Origin of the sequence: Acinetobacter sp. CFCC 11171, assembly GCF_003268405.1 — a bacterium.
In the GTDB taxonomy this organism is placed as follows: Bacteria; Pseudomonadota; Gammaproteobacteria; order Pseudomonadales; family Moraxellaceae; genus Acinetobacter; species Acinetobacter amyesii.
The window spans coordinates 79,049-99,151 of record NZ_LQXP01000010.1 but is presented as its reverse complement, the minus strand read 5'-3'; the positions used below and the strand labels follow the sequence as shown (position 1 = coordinate 99,151).

Annotated in this window: 18 protein-coding genes and 2 pseudogenes; 9 read left to right on the top strand and 11 right to left on the bottom strand. The window is 39.4% G+C overall.

The window, feature by feature from the left end:
* A partial coding sequence (locus AVJ20_RS07035; protein ID WP_228157175.1) for an ATP-binding protein occupies positions 1-1,330 on the bottom strand: 1,330 nt, incomplete at its 3' end.
* Positions 1,331-1,610: 280 nt separating this feature from the next.
* Between AVJ20_RS07035 and AVJ20_RS07030 the strand changes: the two genes are divergently transcribed.
* Complete coding sequence (locus tag AVJ20_RS07030) at positions 1,611-1,814, top strand: hypothetical protein (protein WP_171319240.1); 204 nt, start codon at positions 1,611-1,613, stop codon at positions 1,812-1,814.
* Positions 1,815-1,823: 9 nt separating this feature from the next.
* Here the strand turns inward: AVJ20_RS07030 and AVJ20_RS07025 are convergent, their stop codons facing one another.
* Both AVJ20_RS07025 and AVJ20_RS07020 read right to left on the bottom strand, forming a co-directional pair.
* Positions 1,824-3,761: an esterase/lipase family protein gene (locus tag AVJ20_RS07025; RefSeq protein ID WP_228157174.1), complete on the bottom strand. Its 1,938-nt coding sequence runs from the start codon at positions 3,759-3,761 to the stop codon at positions 1,824-1,826.
* Positions 3,762-3,961: 200 nt separating this feature from the next.
* Positions 3,962-5,044, bottom strand: coding sequence for a zinc-binding metallopeptidase family protein (locus AVJ20_RS07020; protein WP_111884700.1), 1,083 nt, complete (start codon positions 5,042-5,044; stop codon positions 3,962-3,964).
* 450 nt (positions 5,045-5,494) lie between these two features.
* Here AVJ20_RS07020 and AVJ20_RS07015 point away from each other — a divergent pair, with 450 nt between their 5' ends.
* The 3 genes from AVJ20_RS07015 to AVJ20_RS07010 are packed head-to-tail and all read left to right on the top strand — an operon-like array spanning position 5,495 to position 7,162.
* The gene (locus tag AVJ20_RS07015; RefSeq protein WP_078190923.1) at positions 5,495-5,935 is read left to right on the top strand and encodes a CopG family ribbon-helix-helix protein; all 441 of its coding nucleotides are present in this window, start codon (positions 5,495-5,497) and stop codon (positions 5,933-5,935) included.
* Positions 5,936-5,946: 11 nt separating this feature from the next.
* Positions 5,947-6,201 carry a hypothetical protein gene (locus tag AVJ20_RS18325; RefSeq protein WP_162689743.1) on the top strand — a complete coding sequence of 85 codons (255 nt, stop codon included), beginning with the start codon at positions 5,947-5,949 and terminating at the stop codon, positions 6,199-6,201.
* Entirely contained in the window at positions 6,140-7,162 is a 1,023-nt protein-coding gene (locus AVJ20_RS07010; protein ID WP_111884699.1) for an ABC transporter substrate-binding protein, read from the top strand. The genes AVJ20_RS18325 and AVJ20_RS07010 overlap by 62 nt, the downstream gene beginning before the upstream one ends.
* A gap of 67 nt (positions 7,163-7,229) precedes the next feature.
* Here the strand turns inward: AVJ20_RS07010 and AVJ20_RS07005 are convergent.
* Positions 7,230-7,706: pseudogene (locus tag AVJ20_RS07005) on the bottom strand (epoxyqueuosine reductase QueH); the annotation flags it as partial.
* 622 nt (positions 7,707-8,328) lie between these two features.
* On the opposite strand from AVJ20_RS07005, the gene AVJ20_RS07000 reads away from it, so the two are divergent.
* The 4 genes from AVJ20_RS07000 to AVJ20_RS06985 all read left to right on the top strand — a co-directional run bounded on the left by AVJ20_RS07000 (position 8,329) and on the right by AVJ20_RS06985 (position 12,235).
* Complete coding sequence (locus AVJ20_RS07000; protein WP_111884698.1) at positions 8,329-9,318, top strand: putative oxygenase MesX; 990 nt, start codon at positions 8,329-8,331, stop codon at positions 9,316-9,318.
* A gap of 269 nt (positions 9,319-9,587) precedes the next feature.
* A complete protein-coding gene (locus AVJ20_RS06995) occupies positions 9,588-10,616 on the top strand; it encodes a methionine synthase (RefSeq protein WP_111884697.1) in 1,029 nt (342 codons plus the stop codon).
* A gap of 104 nt (positions 10,617-10,720) precedes the next feature.
* Complete coding sequence (locus AVJ20_RS06990) at positions 10,721-11,215, top strand: flavin reductase (RefSeq protein ID WP_111884696.1); 495 nt, start codon at positions 10,721-10,723, stop codon at positions 11,213-11,215.
* Between the two features lie 219 nt (positions 11,216-11,434).
* Positions 11,435-12,235 carry a sulfite exporter TauE/SafE family protein gene (locus AVJ20_RS06985; RefSeq protein WP_111884695.1) on the top strand — a complete coding sequence of 267 codons (801 nt, stop codon included), beginning with the start codon at positions 11,435-11,437 and terminating at the stop codon, positions 12,233-12,235.
* 140 nt (positions 12,236-12,375) lie between these two features.
* Here AVJ20_RS06985 and AVJ20_RS06980 read toward each other — a convergent pair whose 3' ends face one another.
* The 7 genes and pseudogenes from AVJ20_RS06980 to AVJ20_RS06950 all read right to left on the bottom strand — a co-directional run bounded on the left by AVJ20_RS06980 (position 12,376) and on the right by AVJ20_RS06950 (position 18,442).
* A complete protein-coding gene (locus AVJ20_RS06980; protein ID WP_111884694.1) occupies positions 12,376-12,705 on the bottom strand; it encodes a DMT family transporter in 330 nt (109 codons plus the stop codon).
* 7 nt (positions 12,706-12,712) lie between these two features.
* The gene (locus AVJ20_RS06975) at positions 12,713-13,594 is read right to left on the bottom strand and encodes a hypothetical protein (protein ID WP_111884693.1); all 882 of its coding nucleotides are present in this window, start codon (positions 13,592-13,594) and stop codon (positions 12,713-12,715) included.
* The gene (locus AVJ20_RS06970; protein WP_111884692.1) at positions 13,591-14,607 is read right to left on the bottom strand and encodes an isopenicillin N synthase family dioxygenase; all 1,017 of its coding nucleotides are present in this window, start codon (positions 14,605-14,607) and stop codon (positions 13,591-13,593) included. Before AVJ20_RS06970 ends, AVJ20_RS06975 begins: the two co-directional genes overlap by 4 nt.
* Positions 14,608-14,688: 81 nt before the next feature.
* Positions 14,689-15,569, bottom strand: a pseudogene (locus tag AVJ20_RS06965) (ABC transporter ATP-binding protein).
* On the bottom strand, positions 15,569-16,513 hold the full coding sequence (locus AVJ20_RS06960) for an ABC transporter permease (protein WP_111884691.1): 945 nt from the start codon (positions 16,511-16,513) through the stop codon (positions 15,569-15,571). The pseudogene AVJ20_RS06965 and the gene AVJ20_RS06960 overlap by 1 nt, the downstream one beginning before the upstream one ends.
* A 188-nt stretch (positions 16,514-16,701) precedes the next feature.
* Positions 16,702-17,403, bottom strand: a complete 702-nt coding sequence (locus AVJ20_RS06955) for an SIR2 family NAD-dependent protein deacylase (protein WP_111884690.1) — start codon at positions 17,401-17,403, stop codon at positions 16,702-16,704.
* A 103-nt stretch (positions 17,404-17,506) separates the two neighbouring features.
* Positions 17,507-18,442: a LysR substrate-binding domain-containing protein gene (locus AVJ20_RS06950; protein WP_111884689.1), complete on the bottom strand. Its 936-nt coding sequence runs from the start codon at positions 18,440-18,442 to the stop codon at positions 17,507-17,509.
* A gap of 246 nt (positions 18,443-18,688) precedes the next feature.
* On the opposite strand from AVJ20_RS06950, the gene AVJ20_RS06945 reads away from it, so the two are divergent.
* Positions 18,689-19,909, top strand: a complete 1,221-nt coding sequence (locus tag AVJ20_RS06945) for an acyl-CoA dehydrogenase (protein ID WP_111884688.1) — start codon at positions 18,689-18,691, stop codon at positions 19,907-19,909.
* The last annotated feature ends 194 nt before the right edge of the window (positions 19,910-20,103 follow it).

Genomic DNA, 20,103 nt, shown 5'->3' with positions numbered 1-20,103 from the left:
GTACTTCTAATTCAGCGATATAATCTTTTTGGATCAATCCTTTTTCAGCATATTTAGCAAATATGTGTTTCAAAAATACGACATCTGATACACCTTCAACAAAGATATACCCTCGAGATTGAGGATTAGAAATTTCACTAAAAGGATGTATACCTAGATCACTACTGACAGATTTTAGTATGTCATCGTTGTCAGTATGAGAAATTACATGTTGATTACTCTCATTTTTAGCTATGTATCTCAGGCTAGTAATAGGCATAAGTCCTGCCAAAGCAGGGGTATGTGTTGTTACTAAAATTTGAGTTTTAGGAAGTAAAGATAGTTCTAATAGAGCTTTTATCAACATTTCCTGATAATTAGGATGTTGTGAAGTTTCAGGTTCTTCAATTGCATAAATTATAGATCGTCCATTTGCTTCTTGAAATTTTTTCTCTGCTTCGGCTCTAAAAAAATTTAGAAGAATTAATCTTCTAACACCACTTCCTCTTTTGTTGACAGGAATCCCTTGTTCAGATGCTAAAGCCATCGAGAAAATAGATTCCCACTTAGGTTCCTTTGAAAAATCAGGAATTAAATCTTTTGCTAATGCTGAATCCATTTCAGAGAGTTTTTCTAAAGTTCTTCCTGCTACATCTTCTACCTTATTTTTGATATGTTCTTGAATCACTTGTAATTGTGGTTGAATTTCAGAGAGAGCATGCTTGATAGCAAGTTTCATAGGATCTTGGACTTCGCTATCTTGATCGCTACTATTTCGGTCCGATTTGAATAAAGCATAAATAGGTAAAAAGTTTTTTAATACATCCCAGACATTTTTTGCATCCTCTTTGTTTAAAGGAATTTCCTTAATTGCGAATGCGAGTGTCTCTGATTGAAATAAGGATTGTCTTAATGATGTATTAGATCTTTGATCGGTTACTTGAGAGATATCTAAATTTTTGGTTTTAAATAAGGCTTTTAAATCTGCATTTTTCAATATTATCAAATTATCTAATCCGGAATTACTCGGATATTTCGCAATCAAGCTCAGATCTGTAGATATTTTTTGATTTACACGGAATGTTTTTTTTATTTCTAAGTGACCCTCTGAATTTAATAGATATTCATTCTGTAAAGTAGTGACGGATGTTGCATCTAGTGTTAGCGATGTTGGAATGTCATCAAAAATACAAGTTATTGAAATATTATCTTCTTCTGTACAGTGCACACATTTATCGGTCTTTTCTAAAGAGGAGTTTTCAAAAAAAATATCTAATGCTTCTAAAATCGTAGATTTACCAGCATCATTTTTCCCAATGATTCCTGTTAAATTTGAATCGATATTTATCAAGTTTTCGCCCTGATATCCCCTAAAGTTTTTCTAATTTAAGTGCTATTAATTTCATAATAATCTTTATCTGTAGTTGAATTTTTGGTTTAAAATTAATCAAAATAAAACTTTAACATTTTGTGTTAGCTATTAAAAGATAAATATAACCCAACTAAAAAAGATCAATATTTAACTGTTATTTACATCTTTAGGACATTGGTAAAAATGAACAATATTATCTATTTACGCTTTTTTGCAAGCGTTTCAACCTAAAAAAGAATCTAAGGGGGATTTATTAATTATGGCTAAAAAACTAGAAGAACTATTAGATTGTCGTAGCTCTGAAAGTCGAAATCGAATTAGGGAAAATGCAAAAATAATTTTGAATGATTGTTTTTCGGAAGATGTGCATTTAACAGAACAAGCAGAAAAAGTTAAAGGGCAAAAAACGATAAAGATCACTTTAGACGGCCTACGAGCTCGAGTTCACAAAAACCGTGATTAAAAAGTTCGCTTATTTATCCAAATGCTCTCTCAAAATGCGTCGCAATTCTAAAATGGCATCTGCAGACTCATGGATGGAATGTCCACCATTGAAAATCTTTTCAGACACCGCACCATCTAAATGAGAACTTGTATAGGGAACAATGCCATCCGACATTTTGCTCGGTTCAGTACTTTGCGTCTGATTTCCCATAATAGAATGATAAGGAATATCTTTATTTGGCATGATGTCAGCAGTCAGCAGCATAAAACGTGATTGTTGACTTAAATCTGCAGGTCCAGACTTAATCAGGCCCATAGTTGAATTTTTTGCATTCGGGAGTTCAACATTGACATCATTTAAAAAACTTAAAGGCAATACTACGATTTTTTTCGCCAAATTGGTAAACCAGCGGTCTGCATAGTCAGTACCATGATGCGGTGCGGCAATGAAAATTGCACGACTAACTGGCTTCAATGCTTTAAAGACAAAACGATCGCGGATAATTGGATGACGTTGTAACTGTGTATTTTGTTCATAGTTCATGAGTGGAATAGCTTGAGCGGAAATATCTGCATCACTAACCAATAAACGACTAATGATGCCGCCCATACTATGCCCGATAATGACAGCATCCTGAGCCGATGGCGTATTGGGCTGAACAGTTGCAAATGCCTGTTTGAGTAAAGCATTGATTTGAAAACGACTCTCAAATATTGGCATATTGGTTGAGTAAAACACTTGCCAAACTTGGTAATGATCACGCAGTTTTTGATCACCCATGATGTTATTGGTCAGGCTGATCCAAGTTTCAGGACTGCTGGCTAAACCGTGAACCATGACAATAATCTTTTTATTGGGTTGATACGGCTCTAACATAAACACATGTGGCATGCGCAAATGTTCTTCCTTATTCAGAAGTGTCCAATAGCCAGATTGTCCTAATTTATTTTCGGCTAACCAAAGACCATAAGGCGCAGAATAATTGGCTGTTAGTGTATAGGGCTGAGATTCAATTTTTGCCTTTTTAAATTGATAGGGATTAAATAATTCAACCTTAAAGTCTGATTGCGGCGACAAAATTTCACTAATGCTGCTATTGGTCTTGGCAGGCTCTGCTATCGCACTGACAGATAAATAGCGTGCTGTATGGATATTGGGGTTGGGTTTATTTGAATAATATTGTTCAGGGTCTAGTACAAAAGGCTGCGCAGCAGACAGATCCGTGGCTTTTTTGACTAAGACAAATTCAGAACCAATTCCTTCCTGACGGTTAATGGTTTTTAAGCCTGAAAAATTAAAATTATAGCTCGACAGTAATTTATCAATGTCCGCATTTTTGATTTCAGGATAATGCTCATAGTTAAAATGATAAAGCGATGAACCCAACATTAAACTTTCAGGCATTTGCTGATAGTCAAAACGGCTGAATGATGAGGTGATTAAACGTGATAAAGCCACATTATAAAAGGTGCGGACTTGTCCCTGACGCAAATCAAATAAGCGTTCTTCTGGGGCTTGAGCGGATTTAAATAGATAGACATAGCTGTAGCGCAGACTGAAATCAAAGTCTGCAAGCTGCTGATCCATACACATTTTTATTTTGCTTGATGCGAGTTTTCCGCTGTGTTGTTTTAAGCTTTTTTTGCATTGTGGATTTTGATCGGCGCTTAAAGCACGTGCCATGTACAGCTCACTTGCTGCTGCATAGACTTGAGCAATATCTAAAGTTTCATTATTACGCATTTTGTGAATACAGCTTTCAAGCGCACTTAAACAAGATTGGTCGCTTTCATTCACCATTAACAGGATTTGATGGCTAAATGTACTGAGCTTCTGATGGGTTAATATGCTATCTGTTTTATTATTTAGTGACGCACTGAGTTGATTTTCTTGTAATTTGACCAATTGGCATCCACTGAGCAAACTCAGGCTGATGATACACATAAAACGAGCTGGTAAATGCATGAAAGGCATCATGGGAAAGGTCACAGGCATCTATTTTTTGTTATTTTAACCTTTATAAAATAGTAAAAATAGGGCAGGTGTTACAGCGCTCAATCCAAGAAAATTACTACGTATACATCCTTTCTATAAGCTAATGTACGAATGCTGTAATACAGAAAAGTTGATCTGAGGTTCAAACAATATCACGTATTAAATTTAATCTAATTGTGCTGCTGGTTTTTTAAGGTCATGTTGAGCAGTTTGTGGTGAATGAATCTAAGTTTATCCAATACTGGATTCGACAGCGTAAACGGATATGCATCATCTAAGCCCATGCTGCGGTTCAACGCATTTAAATTAAAGGTCAAGGTCATCCAATGTTGCAGCAATAGGTCAAAATCCTGAGCGCCAATCGGGTTCTCTTTCAGTTCTAAATTATTTAAATCTGACTTATTGGTTTTGACCACTAATCCTGCATAGTAGGCTGTTTCTAGAGTATCCATCATGTGCAAATAATGCGCCCATGTTTCCGCCCAATCTTCCCAAGGATGCGTACTGGCATATGAACTGACATAGTAATCCGCCCAATTTTGTGGCGCACCGTCATTATAATGTCGTTTCAAAGCTTCACTATAATCTTGTCGTTCATCACCAAATAGTTCCCGAAATTCATCAATCAGCTCTGGGTGTAAATGTTTGATCAAATCAAAATAATAATGACCGCTTTCATGTCTAAAATGACCTAGAAGTGTACGGTAGTTTTCACCCATTTTTATACGCGTTGTTTCGCGGTAAATCACATCTGCTTCACTGGCATTTAAGGTAATAATGCCATTGGCATGACCGGTCATGACTGGTGTATTTTCTGTTGGCATCAAAAAATCAAAACGAAGTCCAAAACGGTCATCTTGACTGCGTTTAGGACGCGGCATGGTATTCAGTTGCTGCATTAAATACAAAAAACGCCGTTTGGCATGTTCCAATCGTGCCCAGTACACAATATGGTCTGGGTTATCTAAGTTGGGAATGGTATGTGTGAGCAGGCAAGACTCACAATAAATTTCTTCACTGTCAGCAGGTACCATCCAGTTGCATACATGATGGTGCTGATAATTATGACAAGGTTTAAAGCGTTTTCCCTTTATTTCAGGATTTAACGCAAGCCATAACGTACTGCTATGCTTGTCAAAACAGCCCATTTGCTTTTCAGAGGCAATATAACCCAGCGCAGTCTGACAATTGACACAGTGTGAATTGGCAAAAAAGATTTGGTTAGAACAGACCGCGCAGCTGAAATACTTCATAGGCGTTGAGTGATGAATAGAAAGTTTAATCAGTATAAATGATGTTCAATGTTGATGAAATAAGTTGAACTTCGAGTTTGTTGCATATCGGTCAATGCTCTTGGTTAATAAGTCTAATAAGTTTTAGAAATAGTCCATCATAAAATCACCCATCGCAGCAATAGTGCAAAGGGGTCTCGATGAGTGCATTTATTGCACAAATAACGAACAATAAAATCTAAAAGAAAGTTAAAAGAACAAAATAATCGATCATTTTTTGTATTTCTCACTTGGCACAGATTCTGCATTTCTATCGATATTACGAAATAAATATTTTGTATTACTCAAACAGGAGATGCATATGAAACGCTATCAATCCGCAACATTTCTGCATCAATTAAAGCAGTTTTTTATTGAGCTACTGAGTGCCGCGCGGGTTTCTATATTCATCAAAAAAAATAAGGAAAAACAGTGCCTAAACAAAAGCTGGCGCGTATCAGTATTACCGTGCCTGAAAAAACAGTCGATGCATTGGACCAAAAAATTGTCGATCAGCATTATGAAAGCCGTTCTCAGGCCATTGTCGACATGATCAATAAGCATCTGATTGCCGATCAGGAGCAGCGTAACGAAGTAATGGTCGGCACATTTACCTTACTGTATGACGCAAGTAGTACGGCACTACGTATTCAGCTTTTAGATTTACAGCAGCAGTTTTTAGAACAAGTGGTGAGCTCGCTGCATATTCAACTCGATGACCACAAAATTTTAGAAGTCATGATTCTGCAAGGCGTCAGTTCAGAGCTCAAAGTTATTAGTCAGCATTTTTCAGCACTTAAAGGTGTGATTAAAGGACATTTGGAGTTGATGGACGCTGTAATGCCGCCAATTCCGCAAAATGCAAAGAATTAAGGAGTTTTAAAATGGGCCAATTATATCGATCACAAGGTCAGTTTAAAGACCAAATCACAGATAAACAGCAAGCACATGCCAATGCAGGTAACCAAAGACTAAATCATGCAAAGCGTAATGCTCAATCCGTCAGTAAGCCGAATACACCATCGTTTTGTATACCAATACAAAATTTAACTGTAATGCCATCGGGGAAATCGCACTATGATCAAAAAAGCCTGCTTATCTGCATCCGTTGTGACTGCCATCTTACTGGGTGGTTGTGACAATACTACAAAAACTCCAGAACCAAACGTGCAAGCAGAAGGCACAGTCAATACAAAAGCCATCACGATCGGCTATAGCGACTGGCCTGGTTTTGTCGCATGGCAAGTTGCTATTGAAAAAGGCTGGTTAAAAGAAGCTGGTGTCAATGTAGACTTTAAATGGTTTGATTATTCAGCTTCACTATCTGCATTTGCGGCAAATCAGTTGGATGCTGTTTTGGTCACCAATGGCGACAACTTGGTCACGGGTTCTGGTGGCACGAAAGGCGTCATGATTATGGCGACGGACTATTCTGCGGGTAATGATGTCATCATTGCTAAAGATGGCATCAATAGCCTTGCCGATCTAAAAGGAAAAAGTATCGCGACAGAAAAAGGCTTGGTTGATCATTTGCTTTTGACGACGGCGTTAGATGATGCAAAAATTCAAGCTTCTGAAGTAAAGTTGGTCAACACCATGACCAACGAGCTGCCACAAGTATTTGCAAGTCCTGATATTGCAGCGATTGCGGTGTGGCAACCGGTCGCAAATCAAGCACTGAAATCTGTTGCTGGCTCTAAAATCATTTATACATCGAAAGATAAACCCGGTCTGATTTATGACACATTAACCGTCAACATGACGCATTTATCTGCTAACAAAGAAGAATGGAAAAAAATCATTCAAGTTTGGGATAAAACTGTTAAATACATCAACGACCCTGCAACACATGCCGATGCTGTGAAAATCATGTCTACTCGTGTCGGCGTTGATCCTGCACAGTATGAACAGTTTATTGGAGGCACACATTTGCTGGATTTAGCTGCCAACAAACAAGTCTTTAAAAAAGGAACTGGTTTTGACTCGATTTATGGTTCTAGTTACCACGTAAATAAATTTAATGTTGCTAATGGCATTTATAAAACTGAAATGGATGTCGATGGATCAATCTATCCAGCTTTGGTTGAAGAACTGAAATAAGTTGAAACGTAAATAAAATAAGCTCTGAATAGTATAAATGCTTCAGGGCTAACAATATCAATTTAATGTCCCAATAACTTATGCCTTCATAATGTGAAGCGGAGCGATGACCACAGTCATTAATCTGCTTTATATTTTTCCAGCGTGAAATTCCCAGTGAGCTACTAATTAAGCTAAAACCATGTTCTGCCGCATAAAGTGCAGTACGCTCGAAGCGAATATCAAAACACATCGTGCAACGAATGCCTTTTTCAGGCTCATTTTCCATACATTTAGCGCGAGCAAACCCATTGTCTGTGTCGTAATCACAGTCGATAAACGGAATATTGTGTTTTTCTGCAAAGCGGATATTTTCCTCTTTACGGATTTCATATTCTTTCACAGGATGAATATTGGGATTGTAAAAGAAAATTGAAAAATCGATACCTGATTCAATTAATGTTTCCATGACTTCGCCAAAGCATGGTGCACAGCAAGAGTGGAGTAAAAGCTTGTCATGACCTACTGGGAGAGTCAGTGTCTGACGTTCTAATTTATTAGACATGATTTTAAGAAGGTATAAGTATAAACCGAATATTTTAGGGATTCCTTAACATACCAAAGCTCGAATATGCTGATTTTTTCTAAGTATAAGTTGAGTCATATTCAGTATATTGACTAAAAAGCTGAAACGACATGAATATATGCTGATTTCATATTTGGTTTATCTATTTATGGCAAGGTTTAAGAACTTTATAGCTCAGGGCAAAAGTATATTAGTGTTACAGATTCAATATTAAAACAATTAGTGATTTGATCTTTTTTCATTTTAAAGTTAGAAAAATTCACCCTAATGAATAAATCGCTAAATTTTGAGAGTGGAGATATTGAGCCAATCTGTACGATTCGACACATTTCAGATGTGTGTTTGAATGAAAAATTATTCATTGAATTTTTTTTAAGCCCTTATTTATATTAAATAAAATTTAAATGCTACCTGAGTGGCAGTTTTTTATCGCCAGTTGAATGATGCATAGTTGAAGAAAATTCATTGTATTTAAATCTTAAACATGAATTTATCTCACTTTGAGTTGAGGTTAAATCATTTTTATTCATCTTAAGTTTCACGTATAAATTACTTCATACAGAAATTTTGATTATTTTTAATTTTAGGGTAGTGAATCTCCATGAGTCATAAATTTGCATGTTCAATCAAACGTATCCGCTTTGATGAAAACTATAAACCAGCTGACAATACACGTTTAACAACGAACTTTGCCAATTTGGCACGTGGTGAACACCGTGAAGAGAATCTGCGCCGTACTTTGGCAATGATTAATAACCGTTTCAATAGTTTAGCTACTTGTGACAACCCAAATGCAGATCGTTATTCACTTGAAATTGACATCATTTCGGCTGAACTCGATGTGGAAGGCAATGGTCAAACTTTCCCATTTATTGAAACTTTAAAGAGTACCATCATCGACCATAAAACCAATGAACGCATTGAAGGCATGATCGGCAACAGTTTTTCATCGTATGTACGTGACTATGACTTCAGCGTGGTATTACCAGCACTCGGCTGTAAGTTCAATGAAAAACCTGAAGATTTTGGTGATTTACACGGCAAGCTATATCAACACTTGATCAATTCTGACGTATTCAAAGCTGAATTTAAAAAACAGCCTGTCATCTGTTTAAGTATTTCAACGACAAAAACCTATTACCGTACTGCAAATGTGCATCCGATCTTAGGTGTGGAATACACTAATGATGATTATTCACGTACCGATGACTATTTTGCAAAAATGGGCTTAAGCGTTCGTTACTTCAAACCTGAAAATGCGACTGCACCATTGGCATTTTATTCAGCAAATAACTTGCTGAGCGACTATACAGATTTCGAACTGATCAGCGCGATCAGCACCATGGAAAGCTTCCAAAAAATCTACCGTCCTGAAATTTACAATACCAATGCGACAGCAGGTTTAGTGTATCAACCAAGCTTAAGTTTCGGTGATTACTCATTAACCCGTATTGTGTATGACCGTGTTGAACGTGGTCAGTTGGCGGTTAAACAGGGCAAATGGACGGAAGAGAACTTTATCCAGCCATATAAAGACATTCTGAATGAGTGGGCGGCTAATTTTAGTATTGAAAATGCAGCCGCAGCTTAATTTTAAATCACTTGTGATTTAAAGCAGCTGTTTTAAAGAATATGTTTCATGCATCAGTTAATTTGTGATCAATATTTATTTCGTAAAGAAATTTCCCTCTCCTTTTAAGGAGAGGGTTAGGGAGAGGATTTATATGAAATGCTCCCTCATCCTCTTGCGGAGCATGCTCCTCATCCCATAGGGAGAAGGGACTTTCAATATGAATTTAATAATCAATTGATAACTTTTTGGTTTTGCAAAATTTAGAATATAGAGATAGAAGATCGAATATGGCCATTTTACTCCCAACTTCAACTGCTGGCAGCTTACCTAAACCATCTTGGCTGGCTGAACCTGAAAAACTGTGGTCAGCATGGAAGCTTGAAGGCGAAGAATTATTAGATGCAAAACGTGATGCGTTGAAATTATCTTTGCATGAACAAATCCATGCAGGCATTGATATTGTCAGTGATGGTGAACAAACCCGTCAGCATTTTGTAACCACATTTATTGAACATCTTGAAGGTGTTGATTTCGAAAAGCGTGAAACGATACGTATTCGTAATCGTTATGATGCAAGTGTACCGTCAGTTGTGGGTGAAGTATCTCGTAAGAAAGCAGTGTTTGTGGATGATGCGAAATTCTTACGCAGCCAAACCAATCAGCCGATCAAATGGGCACTGCCTGGCCCAATGACGATGATTGATACTTTGTATGATGGCCATTACAAGAGCCGTGAAAAATTGGCTTGGGAATTTGCTAAAATCCTCAATCAAGAAGCGTTAGAGCTTGAAGCGGCAGGCGTGGATATTATTCAATTTGATGAGCCTGCGTTTAACGTATTTTTTGATGAAGTCAATGACTGGGGTATTGCGACCTTAGAGCGTGCGCTTGAAGGTTTGAAATGCGAAACAGCAGTTCACATTTGCTATGGTTACGGTATTAAAGCCAATACTGATTGGAAACAAACTTTAGGTAATGAATGGCGCCAATACGAAGAATCATTCCCGAAATTGCAGCAATCGAAGCTCGATATCATCTCGCTTGAATGCCAAAACTCTCGTGTACCGATGGATTTAATCGAACTCATCCGCGGTAAAAAAGTGATGGTTGGCGCCATTGATGTAGCAACCAATCAGGTTGAAACAGCAGAAGAAGTAGCAAATACATTACGCAAAGCGCTTCAGTTTGTAGATGCCGACAAGCTATATCCTTCAACAAACTGCGGTATGGCGCCTTTACCTCGCCAAGTGGCGCAAGGCAAACTAAATGCGTTAAGCGCAGGCGCTGCCATTATTCGTCAAGAATTGACCGCATAAATTCGAGCTGACTCGGTTTCATGTAAGGGCAATAAGGAAATTAAATTTGCTATTGTCCAAACCTGAGAAAGAGATAAGCCATATAGACCATTGAGATTGAAGAGATGATTGAAGCAACTGATTTTAGAAATGCAATGTCTTTATTGACGACTGCAGTCAACGTGATTACGACTGAGGGCGAAGCAGGCATGCATGGATTTACAGCATCAGCAGTATGCAGTGTGACAGATACACCGCCAACTTTGCTGGTTTGTATGAATCAATCATCTCGTTCTCATGCGCATTTTCTTGAAAATAAAGTTCTGTCTGTCAATGTTTTGGGCGCACAGCATGAGCAGATTTCCAATGCTTTTGCTTCAAGCAAATTCAATTCGGAAGAGCGGTTTAAATTGGGTTCTTGGACCACATTAGAAACAGGTTCACCAATATTAAAAGATGCTTTGGTCAGTTTTGACTGTCAGATTGAACAGATTCAAGAAGTGGGTACGCACAGCGTGTTTATGTGCCGTGTGGTCGCAATCAAGCAAAGTCAGCAGGAGGAAAGCTTGGTGTATTTCAACCGTGCTTATCATGCCGTGGGTCAAGTGGAGTTGGCTTAATCACTTCGTAAATTATTTATAATCAATATTAGATTTCTTGCCAAAGTCAAAAAACATTCAGAATGTGATTTTAAATGAGTAACTAAAAGTTGCTTCTCCCTTTGTGATGAGGAGCATGTTCCTCATCCTTTAAAAAAGAGAGGGAACATTCATTATTCACCGAATGATAGTACATATTTGATTTATACAAGATTTCTCTTCATTTTAAATCGGTATATTGTGGAACTCATTACTTTCTTAATTATTGGTGCATTTGCTGGTTTTGCTGCAGGGCTGTTTGGTGTCGGTGGTGGCACCATCATTGTGCCATTGCTCTATATTGTTTTTAGCCAAATGGGCTATAGCCCTGATGTGATTATGCATTTGGCGCTTGGTACATCTTTGGCTACGATTGTGGTGACATCGATCAGCTCCTTAATGGCGCACAATAAAAATGGCGCTGTGATTTGGCCTGTATTTAAAAATTTAGCTCCGCCAATGGCGATTGGCTGTTTTGCAGGCGCGGGCATTGCAGGCTGGCTGTCAGGTTTGCATCTGCAAATGATTGTCGGTGTGTTTTTACTTTGGGTGGCTTATAACATGTTTATGGGTGCAAAAAAGCCAGTCGATTCCAACAAAACACTGCCATCTACAGGCAAGCAAATTGTGGCGGGTTCGGGTATTGGCGTTGCATCTGCCATCTTCGGTATTGGTGGTGGCAGTATTACAGTGCCGTATTTAACGGCAAATGGCGTGGTGATGCAAAAAGCGGTCGGGACGTCTGCCGCTTGCGGTTTACCTATTGCCATTGCTGGTGCATTAGGCTTTATGTTTTTTGGTATGCAACAGCAAGTTGAAATTCCAAATACCATTGGCTTTATTCATATTTATGCCTTTTTGGGCATTAGTGTGATGAGTTTCTTTACGGCTAAATATGGCGCGAAAACTGCGCATGCGCTTTCACCAGCAGTACTGAAAAAATGTTTTGCTGTGCTGTTATGTATTGTTGGATGCTTTTTTCTAGTGAAAGGCATTTTATAGTGGCAGACTGATCACAGTTAATTCATTCGAAACGTATGCTCTAGTGTGCAACAGCAAGCTAGAGCATTTTTATCTATAGCAATTTAAGTCTTTAAAATTTCAGAGATATTATTTAAAAAATTCATTTTAAAACTGACATTTCAAAGCTCTGTGCTTTTAGAAAAAACATTAATAATCACAATACCCAATAAAATAAAGGCCAAACCAATCATGGCAGGTAGGTCTAAATTTTGTTTAAACACAATCCAGCCCACACAAGAAATCAGTACAATGCCTGCAGCAGACCACATGGCGTAGGCCAATCCCATAGGAATCGATTTAAAGGTCAAACCTAAAAAAAAGAGCGCAATGGCATAGCCCAATACGGTAAAAATAATCGGCACAAGTTCAGTAAAGCCATTGCTGGCTTTTAAGGCGGACGTGGCAACCACTTCAGCAATGATTGCGATGAGCAAATATATAAACGACATCGATTTCCTATAGACATTCTATTGCATGGTGCAAGAGGTGCTGTTTTTCATTTCGTAACCAATCTGTACTTTCTGTCGTGGTATCAGTGTGATGCTGAAATGCATAATGTGGAACATAAATATCCACCTCGTACATCAGCTGTACTGCTTGACCATTAATAATGACGTTTTGCATCAAATGTGTTTCATCAATAACTTTAAAATCATCAAAATTAAGTGATTGATCTTGCTGAGAGGAAGTCGTTGTAAGGTGCTTATGCAGACCATCAATAGCGATGGATACTTCAAAGCTTTCAATCACCGTTTCATACATAGTAGGTGCAGATGATATGTTGATGCTGGCAACTGTTTGCTGATCTGTAGGTAAACGGCTCAGTGCGAAGGCCACATGCTTATCACAAATAATTAAACCGCCATCCATCTGCAATGGCTGATGGCTTTCTACATCTAAAGCTGACTTCAAGCGCAGGCCTAAAAATAGCCCTTCATGCACTTGTTGACGCCAGTCTTCGACATACGCATTGCTTGGAGAGAATTCTAAAATACAGTTGCCAATCGCATGTAGTTTTGCAGGTTCTGGCCATTGCACATGATTTTGATAATTTGAGTGTGCTTTAACGTCCCAAGACAATAATTGCTGTTCAGCATCCCAAAGAGTGTTGCCAATCCAGCCTTGACGTTCATTCACTGGCGTATTTTCACGGCTTTTTAAACGTAGATCGATGGTGAAACTACGTGACTGAAACCAATACACAATGGTTTTTTCATCCGTTAATCCATTCGAAAAACTGATACTTTTTCGGCGAAAAGCACCATATAAATAGTCTGGAATAGGACCTGAAACCTCTTGGCTTGCTGGAAGCTGTGCTAAAGCCTGAAATAGATTCATGCGCTTGCTCCTTGTACTTCTGTATTTTCATCCATACCAAATGATGACAAAGGCACAGCATTTCTAAGACTTAGCTCTCCTGAAGCGATACGTTTTTTGAGATAACTAAAGGTTTGCGCGGTTTGATTAAATAAATGTTCGCCACCAATTAAGGGCTGATATTTGGGCGCTTTAGTAGAATATACTGGCTCAATAATTGTGTCGTAATTACAGGTACAGAACAGAGGGAAAGAGTAGCGTTCTTCAGAGACTTTTTTAACACGATGCTTGGTGGCCAAATATTTGCCATTCGACAAAATTTCCATCATGTCGCCAATATTCATCACCAAGGTATTATCAATCAATGGAATATCCATCCATTCACCTTGTTTATTGAGTACCTGCAAACCTGGTGCAGTCGGTAAGAGCAGTGTAAAGCACTCATAATCTGTATGCACGCCAATACCTTCAGCATCTTTTACTTCAGGGTTATAGGGATAATGGATTAGACGCAATTGGCTGGTCGGATGGGTAATTTTGCGATCAAAAAAATGCTCATCTACATTCAATGCTAAAGCAAAGGCCTGAAAAATCTGCTCACTAATACTGCGTAAATGGCAGTAATAATCACTGACCGTGCTTTTAAATGTGGCATCATCTGGCCATAAAGTAGGGCCAAGCAAAGGAAATGCCGTAGTTTCGCCGTGGTAATCATAATTGACGTCATAGGCTTCTTTTAAGTCGTAGCTGTTGCCTGCAAATTGTTCTTCACCAATTGGCACATAGCCACTATGATTTTTCGACAGCCCAATATAGTGTTGCATTTTACTGGCGGTATCTTGTTGAAAATAACACTTTGCCACCTGAATCAGTGATGTCGCAAAATCAAAATTGAACTGATCACCTTTTAAATAAAGAAAACCAACATCTTTACAGGCTTGATCCAATGCAGAGGCTACTTCTAAGCGTTCTGACAGTACCGTACTTTGCATTTTCGATATATCAACAAGTGGCAAAACATAAGATTCATTCATCTTCAATTCCTATAATGTTGGCCGTCCAACGCTGTAGTAAATCATTTAGGCCGTCCTAAAGATGAAGAGGGATTAATCCAGTTATTTTTGCGTACTGACTTGAGTCATACGTGGAATTTTCGGTAGGTTTTCCATCGCTGGGTCGAGCTCGTCTTCCTGCGCATGTACCAAGAAATCCACCCGTTCGCGCAGTTGTTTAAATTCAGGACTCAGCATGAGTTCAGGATTACGAGGACGGGGTAAATCGACCTCAATAATTTCTTTAATTTCACCAGGATTGGCTTTGAGCGCCACAATACGATCCGCCAATAGAATCGCTTCATCCATATCGTGGGTCACAAAAATAATCGTGATATCAATGTTTTGCCAAAGATCCATTAAATGTTTTTGCATTTTTTGACGGGTATGCGGGTCAAGCGCGCCAAACGGCTCATCCATCAATAATATTTTGGGTTCATTGACCAATGCTCGGGCAATCGCAACACGCTGTTTCATCCCGCCAGAAAGCTCATGCGGGTACTGATCTTGGTATTTTTCTAGACCAATAATATCAATCCATTCGCGGGCGCTGGATTCAGCCGAAGCATTGCTGGCACCTTTCATTAAAGGGCCGAACATCACATTTTCTTTGACTGTTTTCCATGGAAAAGCGTGTAGCCTTGAAACACCATGCCACGCTCAGGGTTTGGGCCTTCAATCGCTTGGCCATCGACCAGCAATTCACCGCTACTGTAAGGATCAAGCCCAGCCACAATTCGGCTAAAGGTCGATTTACCGCAACCCGATGGGCCAATCACGCAGATAAATTCACGTTTATGAATCTTTAAATCCAACTGATTTAAAATAGTGCGTTCAGTTTTGCCGTGCTTAAAACTTTGTGTGAGTTTTTTTGCTTCTAAAATGACAGGTCGCGCATAAATTGCATCGAAATACGTGCTGGAATTAAATTCTGTGCTGTTCATTATTTTGCTCCTGCTTTCCATTTAAATAGACGTTGACCGAGTTTCATCAGAACCACATCACACACCAAGCCAATCACCCCAATGATGAGGATAGCGGCATAAACATTGTCAAAGTTTTGGTAACGCGCTTGTTGGGTAATAAACCATGTAATCCCAGATGTTGTGCCGATCAGTTCAGATACGATCAGATAGGTCCAAGCCCAGCCGAGCAATACACGCAAGTCGCGGTAAATATCGGGTAGTGCCGCTGGAATCACCACATGAAATAAGCTTTTCAATTTATTGGTGCCCAACGTAAAACCTGCTTCGATCAGGCCACGGTCTACCATCCGTGTGGTATTGGCAATAATTAGAATTTGCTGAAATAGGGTACCAATCACAATAATGGCGATTTTAGGTGCATCATTAATGCCTAAAATTGCAACGGCTAAGGCACCAAAAGCAGGAGCGGGCAAGTAACGGAAAAACTCAACAAAGGGTTCTGTCAGTTGTGATATTTTTTGAGAAAAACCGCAAAGAATACCCAGCGGAATACCGATGAGAGAGGCAATAAAAAAAGCGCTGAACACAATTTTAATACTGTGCCATAAGCTTTGATGAAACCATGGGGCATCAGGTTGGGCAGGCGGGGTGATAAAGGCTGTAACCAGCGCTTTTGCCACTTTATGCGGTGCTGGTAGATAGATCGGATTGACCAGTTTACCTTGAGGTGGTGCTAAACCTGCATTGACCGCAGATTGCGCTTCGGCATAAAACACCGCTTTGTCTACACGGCTATCGACCTGAAAATACGGCACACTGCCAGACTGCGTTATTTGCACCTGTGGATGCCATAAAAATGGCAAATAACTCACTGCACACCAAATGAGCACAGGAATTAAAAATGATCCTAAGCCAAGCAATAGCTTACTTTTCGGACTGAGCTCTCTTGCGACATAACCCATACTGACCAAGCCCCAATATTACTTTTTTAATAAAACGTAATACTATTAAGCAATTTGAATGCCAAACGCTTGTATGCCGTGTTTTATTGGCCTTATGCAAAGTTAGATAGGCTATAAACAGCAAAAAGCCTGCAAAAGAAGCAGGCAATATTAGTTTTTTTGATCGATACTGATGCCAAAATGTGCTTTTATGGCGCAACCAATTGCAAAAAAAGTTTTTTCATTCCTTCACTCGCGCCTGCTTTAATCAATTGATACTGCTCAGGTACGCGTTGATAGTCTGCTTTCGGGTCGATATAAAATGCACGGCAGTTGGCAGGGATTTCGTGAATTAATCCAGCCACAGGATAGACTGCCAGACTTGTGCCAATCACAATAAAAATATCTGCTGTTTGTACACTTACACTGGCATCTTCATAGGCAGGAACTGCTTCGCCAAACCAGACCACATGTGGCCGTAAAGGATAACCCTCAGGGCATTTGTCGGTCTCTAAGTTTAAATCAGTACCTTCAATAGGGAAAAATTCCTGCGTGTATTGCGCCTGAGGGCCAGAGCTTTTTGCGTAACGAATATTGCCATGCAGATGCAGTACATTGTGACTGCCTGCACGTTCGTGTAAGTCATCAATATTTTGTGTGATGACTTGTACATCAAAAAAATCATCGAGTTCAGCAATCAATTTATGCGCTGCATTAGGATCTGCGGCTAAAATATGTTTACGGCGTTCATTATAAAAACGCTGTACTAAAGCTGGATCGCGTGCCCAAGCTTCAGGTGTGGCCACATCTTCAATGCGATGCTGCTCCCAAAGACCATCACTGTCACGGAAGGTATTGATGCCGCTTTCTGCGCTCATACCAGCACCTGAAAACACCACAATTTTTTGCATAGATTATAGCCTTATATTTTAATTGATGCGTCCATTAGGTACGGTTACATGTATTGAACGAATAATGCAGCGAATTTACTGTACTCAAAATATAGCGACTACTTCAACTCAGCTGATGCAATTCTTGTAGCACCCAATCGACAAATTTTTGTATTTGCGGTGAACTGTCTTGACTCGAGTGGACCAAATAATACTTTCTGCTACCGTGCAGTTTTTTATTTGATGCAATCACCAATTCTTTTTTTCTCAGTTCTGCTTCGATCAGCATTTGTGGAATCAGTGCCATTCCCATGCCATGACTGGCTGCCACAGAAAGCATAGAAAATAGTTCATGCCTCTGCCCATCGAAAGGCTTGGGATGCTGAATTTGATGGGCTTGAAACCATTCTTGCCAAATACTTGGACGGGTTGTTTGCTGTAATAAGGGTAATCGAAGCAATTCTTCATCACTTAAATTAAAACTATGATCATCCGTCATTTCCGCATGGGGAAAATTGTTTTCAATCAATTTGGGGGAACAAACGGGAACCACTTCTTCATCCATTAAATAATGCGCTTGAATGCCCGGCCAATGCTCAATTTGCTGTTGCGTTCCTGCAAAAATCGCCGCGTCAAAGACATTTTCATTAAACAAAAAAGGTTTGGTACTGGTTTCCAAATGCACGGTAATTTCAGGATGCTGTGCATTTAAATTATTTAATTTTGGCAACAGCCAACGTGTGGCAAACGTTGGCACAACGCCCAGCTTTAAAGTACCGCCTAAGCCTTTGTGCGTCATGATATCAGAGGTGCTTTTTTCGATGCCTTGCAAAAAGGGTTTAATACTTTTTGCATATTGTTTGCCTGCTTCAGTGAGATCTACACCGTGACGCGTTCGGCTAAATAGCATTACACCCAAATATTCTTCAAGCTGTTGAATTTGGCGTGACACAGCACTTTGAGTAATAAATAACTCTTGAGAAGCATGCGTATAACTTGCGTGTTTTGCAGCAGATTCAAAGCAAATTAAGCTTTGCAATGATGGAATATTACGCCGCATAGATAAAGTCCTTTTTATCGAGAGGTATCACAAAATGGCATATAAGAATGATTTTCATATACCACTATAGTCTATAAATAAAGCAATCCATCGCTTAAATCAGTGGCTAAAGTGCTTAACACGCTGTGAACAAAGCTCAGGTATGCGAAAGGCGCATATCTACATGCAAATTAATCGTTTGAATGAATCACTTTTCACACATAGCATCAAATAAAACAAAGAAAGCCCGAAAAAGCAGAGGATGCGATGAATCAAATGGTCAATGTAAACAAACCAAAAGTACAATTTAACTGGCAAGATCCGTTTCTTTTGGAACAGCAATTAACTGAAGAAGAACGCATGATTCGCGATACTGCGCATGCATACTGTCAAGAGCGTTTACAGCCACGTGTACTCGAACAATTCCGCCATGAAAAAACCGATGCATCTATTTTCCGAGAAATGGGCGAACTTGGCTTACTTGGCCCAACGATTCCAGAGCAATACGGCGGCGCAGGTCTAAACTATGTTAGCTACGGTCTAGTTGCGCGTGAAATTGAATATGTGGATTCTGGCTACCGCTCAATGGCCAGCGTTCAAAGTTCTTTGGTGATGGTACCAATCAATGAATTTGGCTCTGAAGCGCAAAAACAGAAATACCTACCAAAAATGGCAACAGGCGAATACATTGGCTGTTTTGGTTTAACTGAACCAGATCATGGCTCTGCCCCAGGTAGCATGATTACTCGTGCAAAAAAGGTCGAAGGTGGCTATCGTCTCACGGGTGCAAAAATGTGGATTACCAACAGCCCAATTGCCGACGTGTTTGTTGTTTGGGCGAAAGAAGTATCGCCTGAAGGTAATGTTGGTGACATTCGTGGTTTTATTTTAGAAAAAGGCTGGGAAGGTCTATCTGCTCCTGCAATTCACGGTAAAGTTGGCTTACGTGCATCGATTACCGGTGAAATTGTGATGGACAATGTCTTTGTCCCTGAAGAGAATGCTTTTCCAGAAGTACGTGGTTTAAAAGGTCCATTTACCTGTCTAAATAGTGCTCGTTATGGTATCGCTTGGGGCGCAATGGGCGCCGCAGAATTCTGCTGGCATACAGCGCACCAATATACTATGGACCGTAAACAGTTTGGCCGACCATTGGCAGCGAATCAGCTGATTCAAAAGAAACTTGCAGATATGCAAACTGAGATTGCCTTGGGTTTACAAGCTGCGCTTCGATTTGGACGTATGAAAGATGAAGGCATTGCTGCTGTAGAAGGCACATCATTAATTAAACGTAACAACTGTGGCAAGGCTTTAGATATTGCCCGTGTTGCGCGTGACATGATGGGTGGTAACGGCATTTCTGATGAGTTTGGTGTTGCCCGCCATCTGGTCAATCTCGAAGTCGTCAACACGTATGAAGGAACGCATGATGTACATGCACTGATCTTAGGTCGTGCGCAAACAGGCATCGCGGCTTTTAGTAACTAATTGAATTATATATCGATAAGGTGCTCTGCATAGAGTGCCTTAGAGACTTTTTATGCAAAAATAAACTTAATCAATAAAGGATTCATCGTGAAACACTCTTGTAACTCTGTGCAATAGCCTGAGCAGTGATGAAATAAAAAGAATAAAAAAGGCAAATGTGCAGACATAGGAATGCCGATGACTCATTTGGGAAA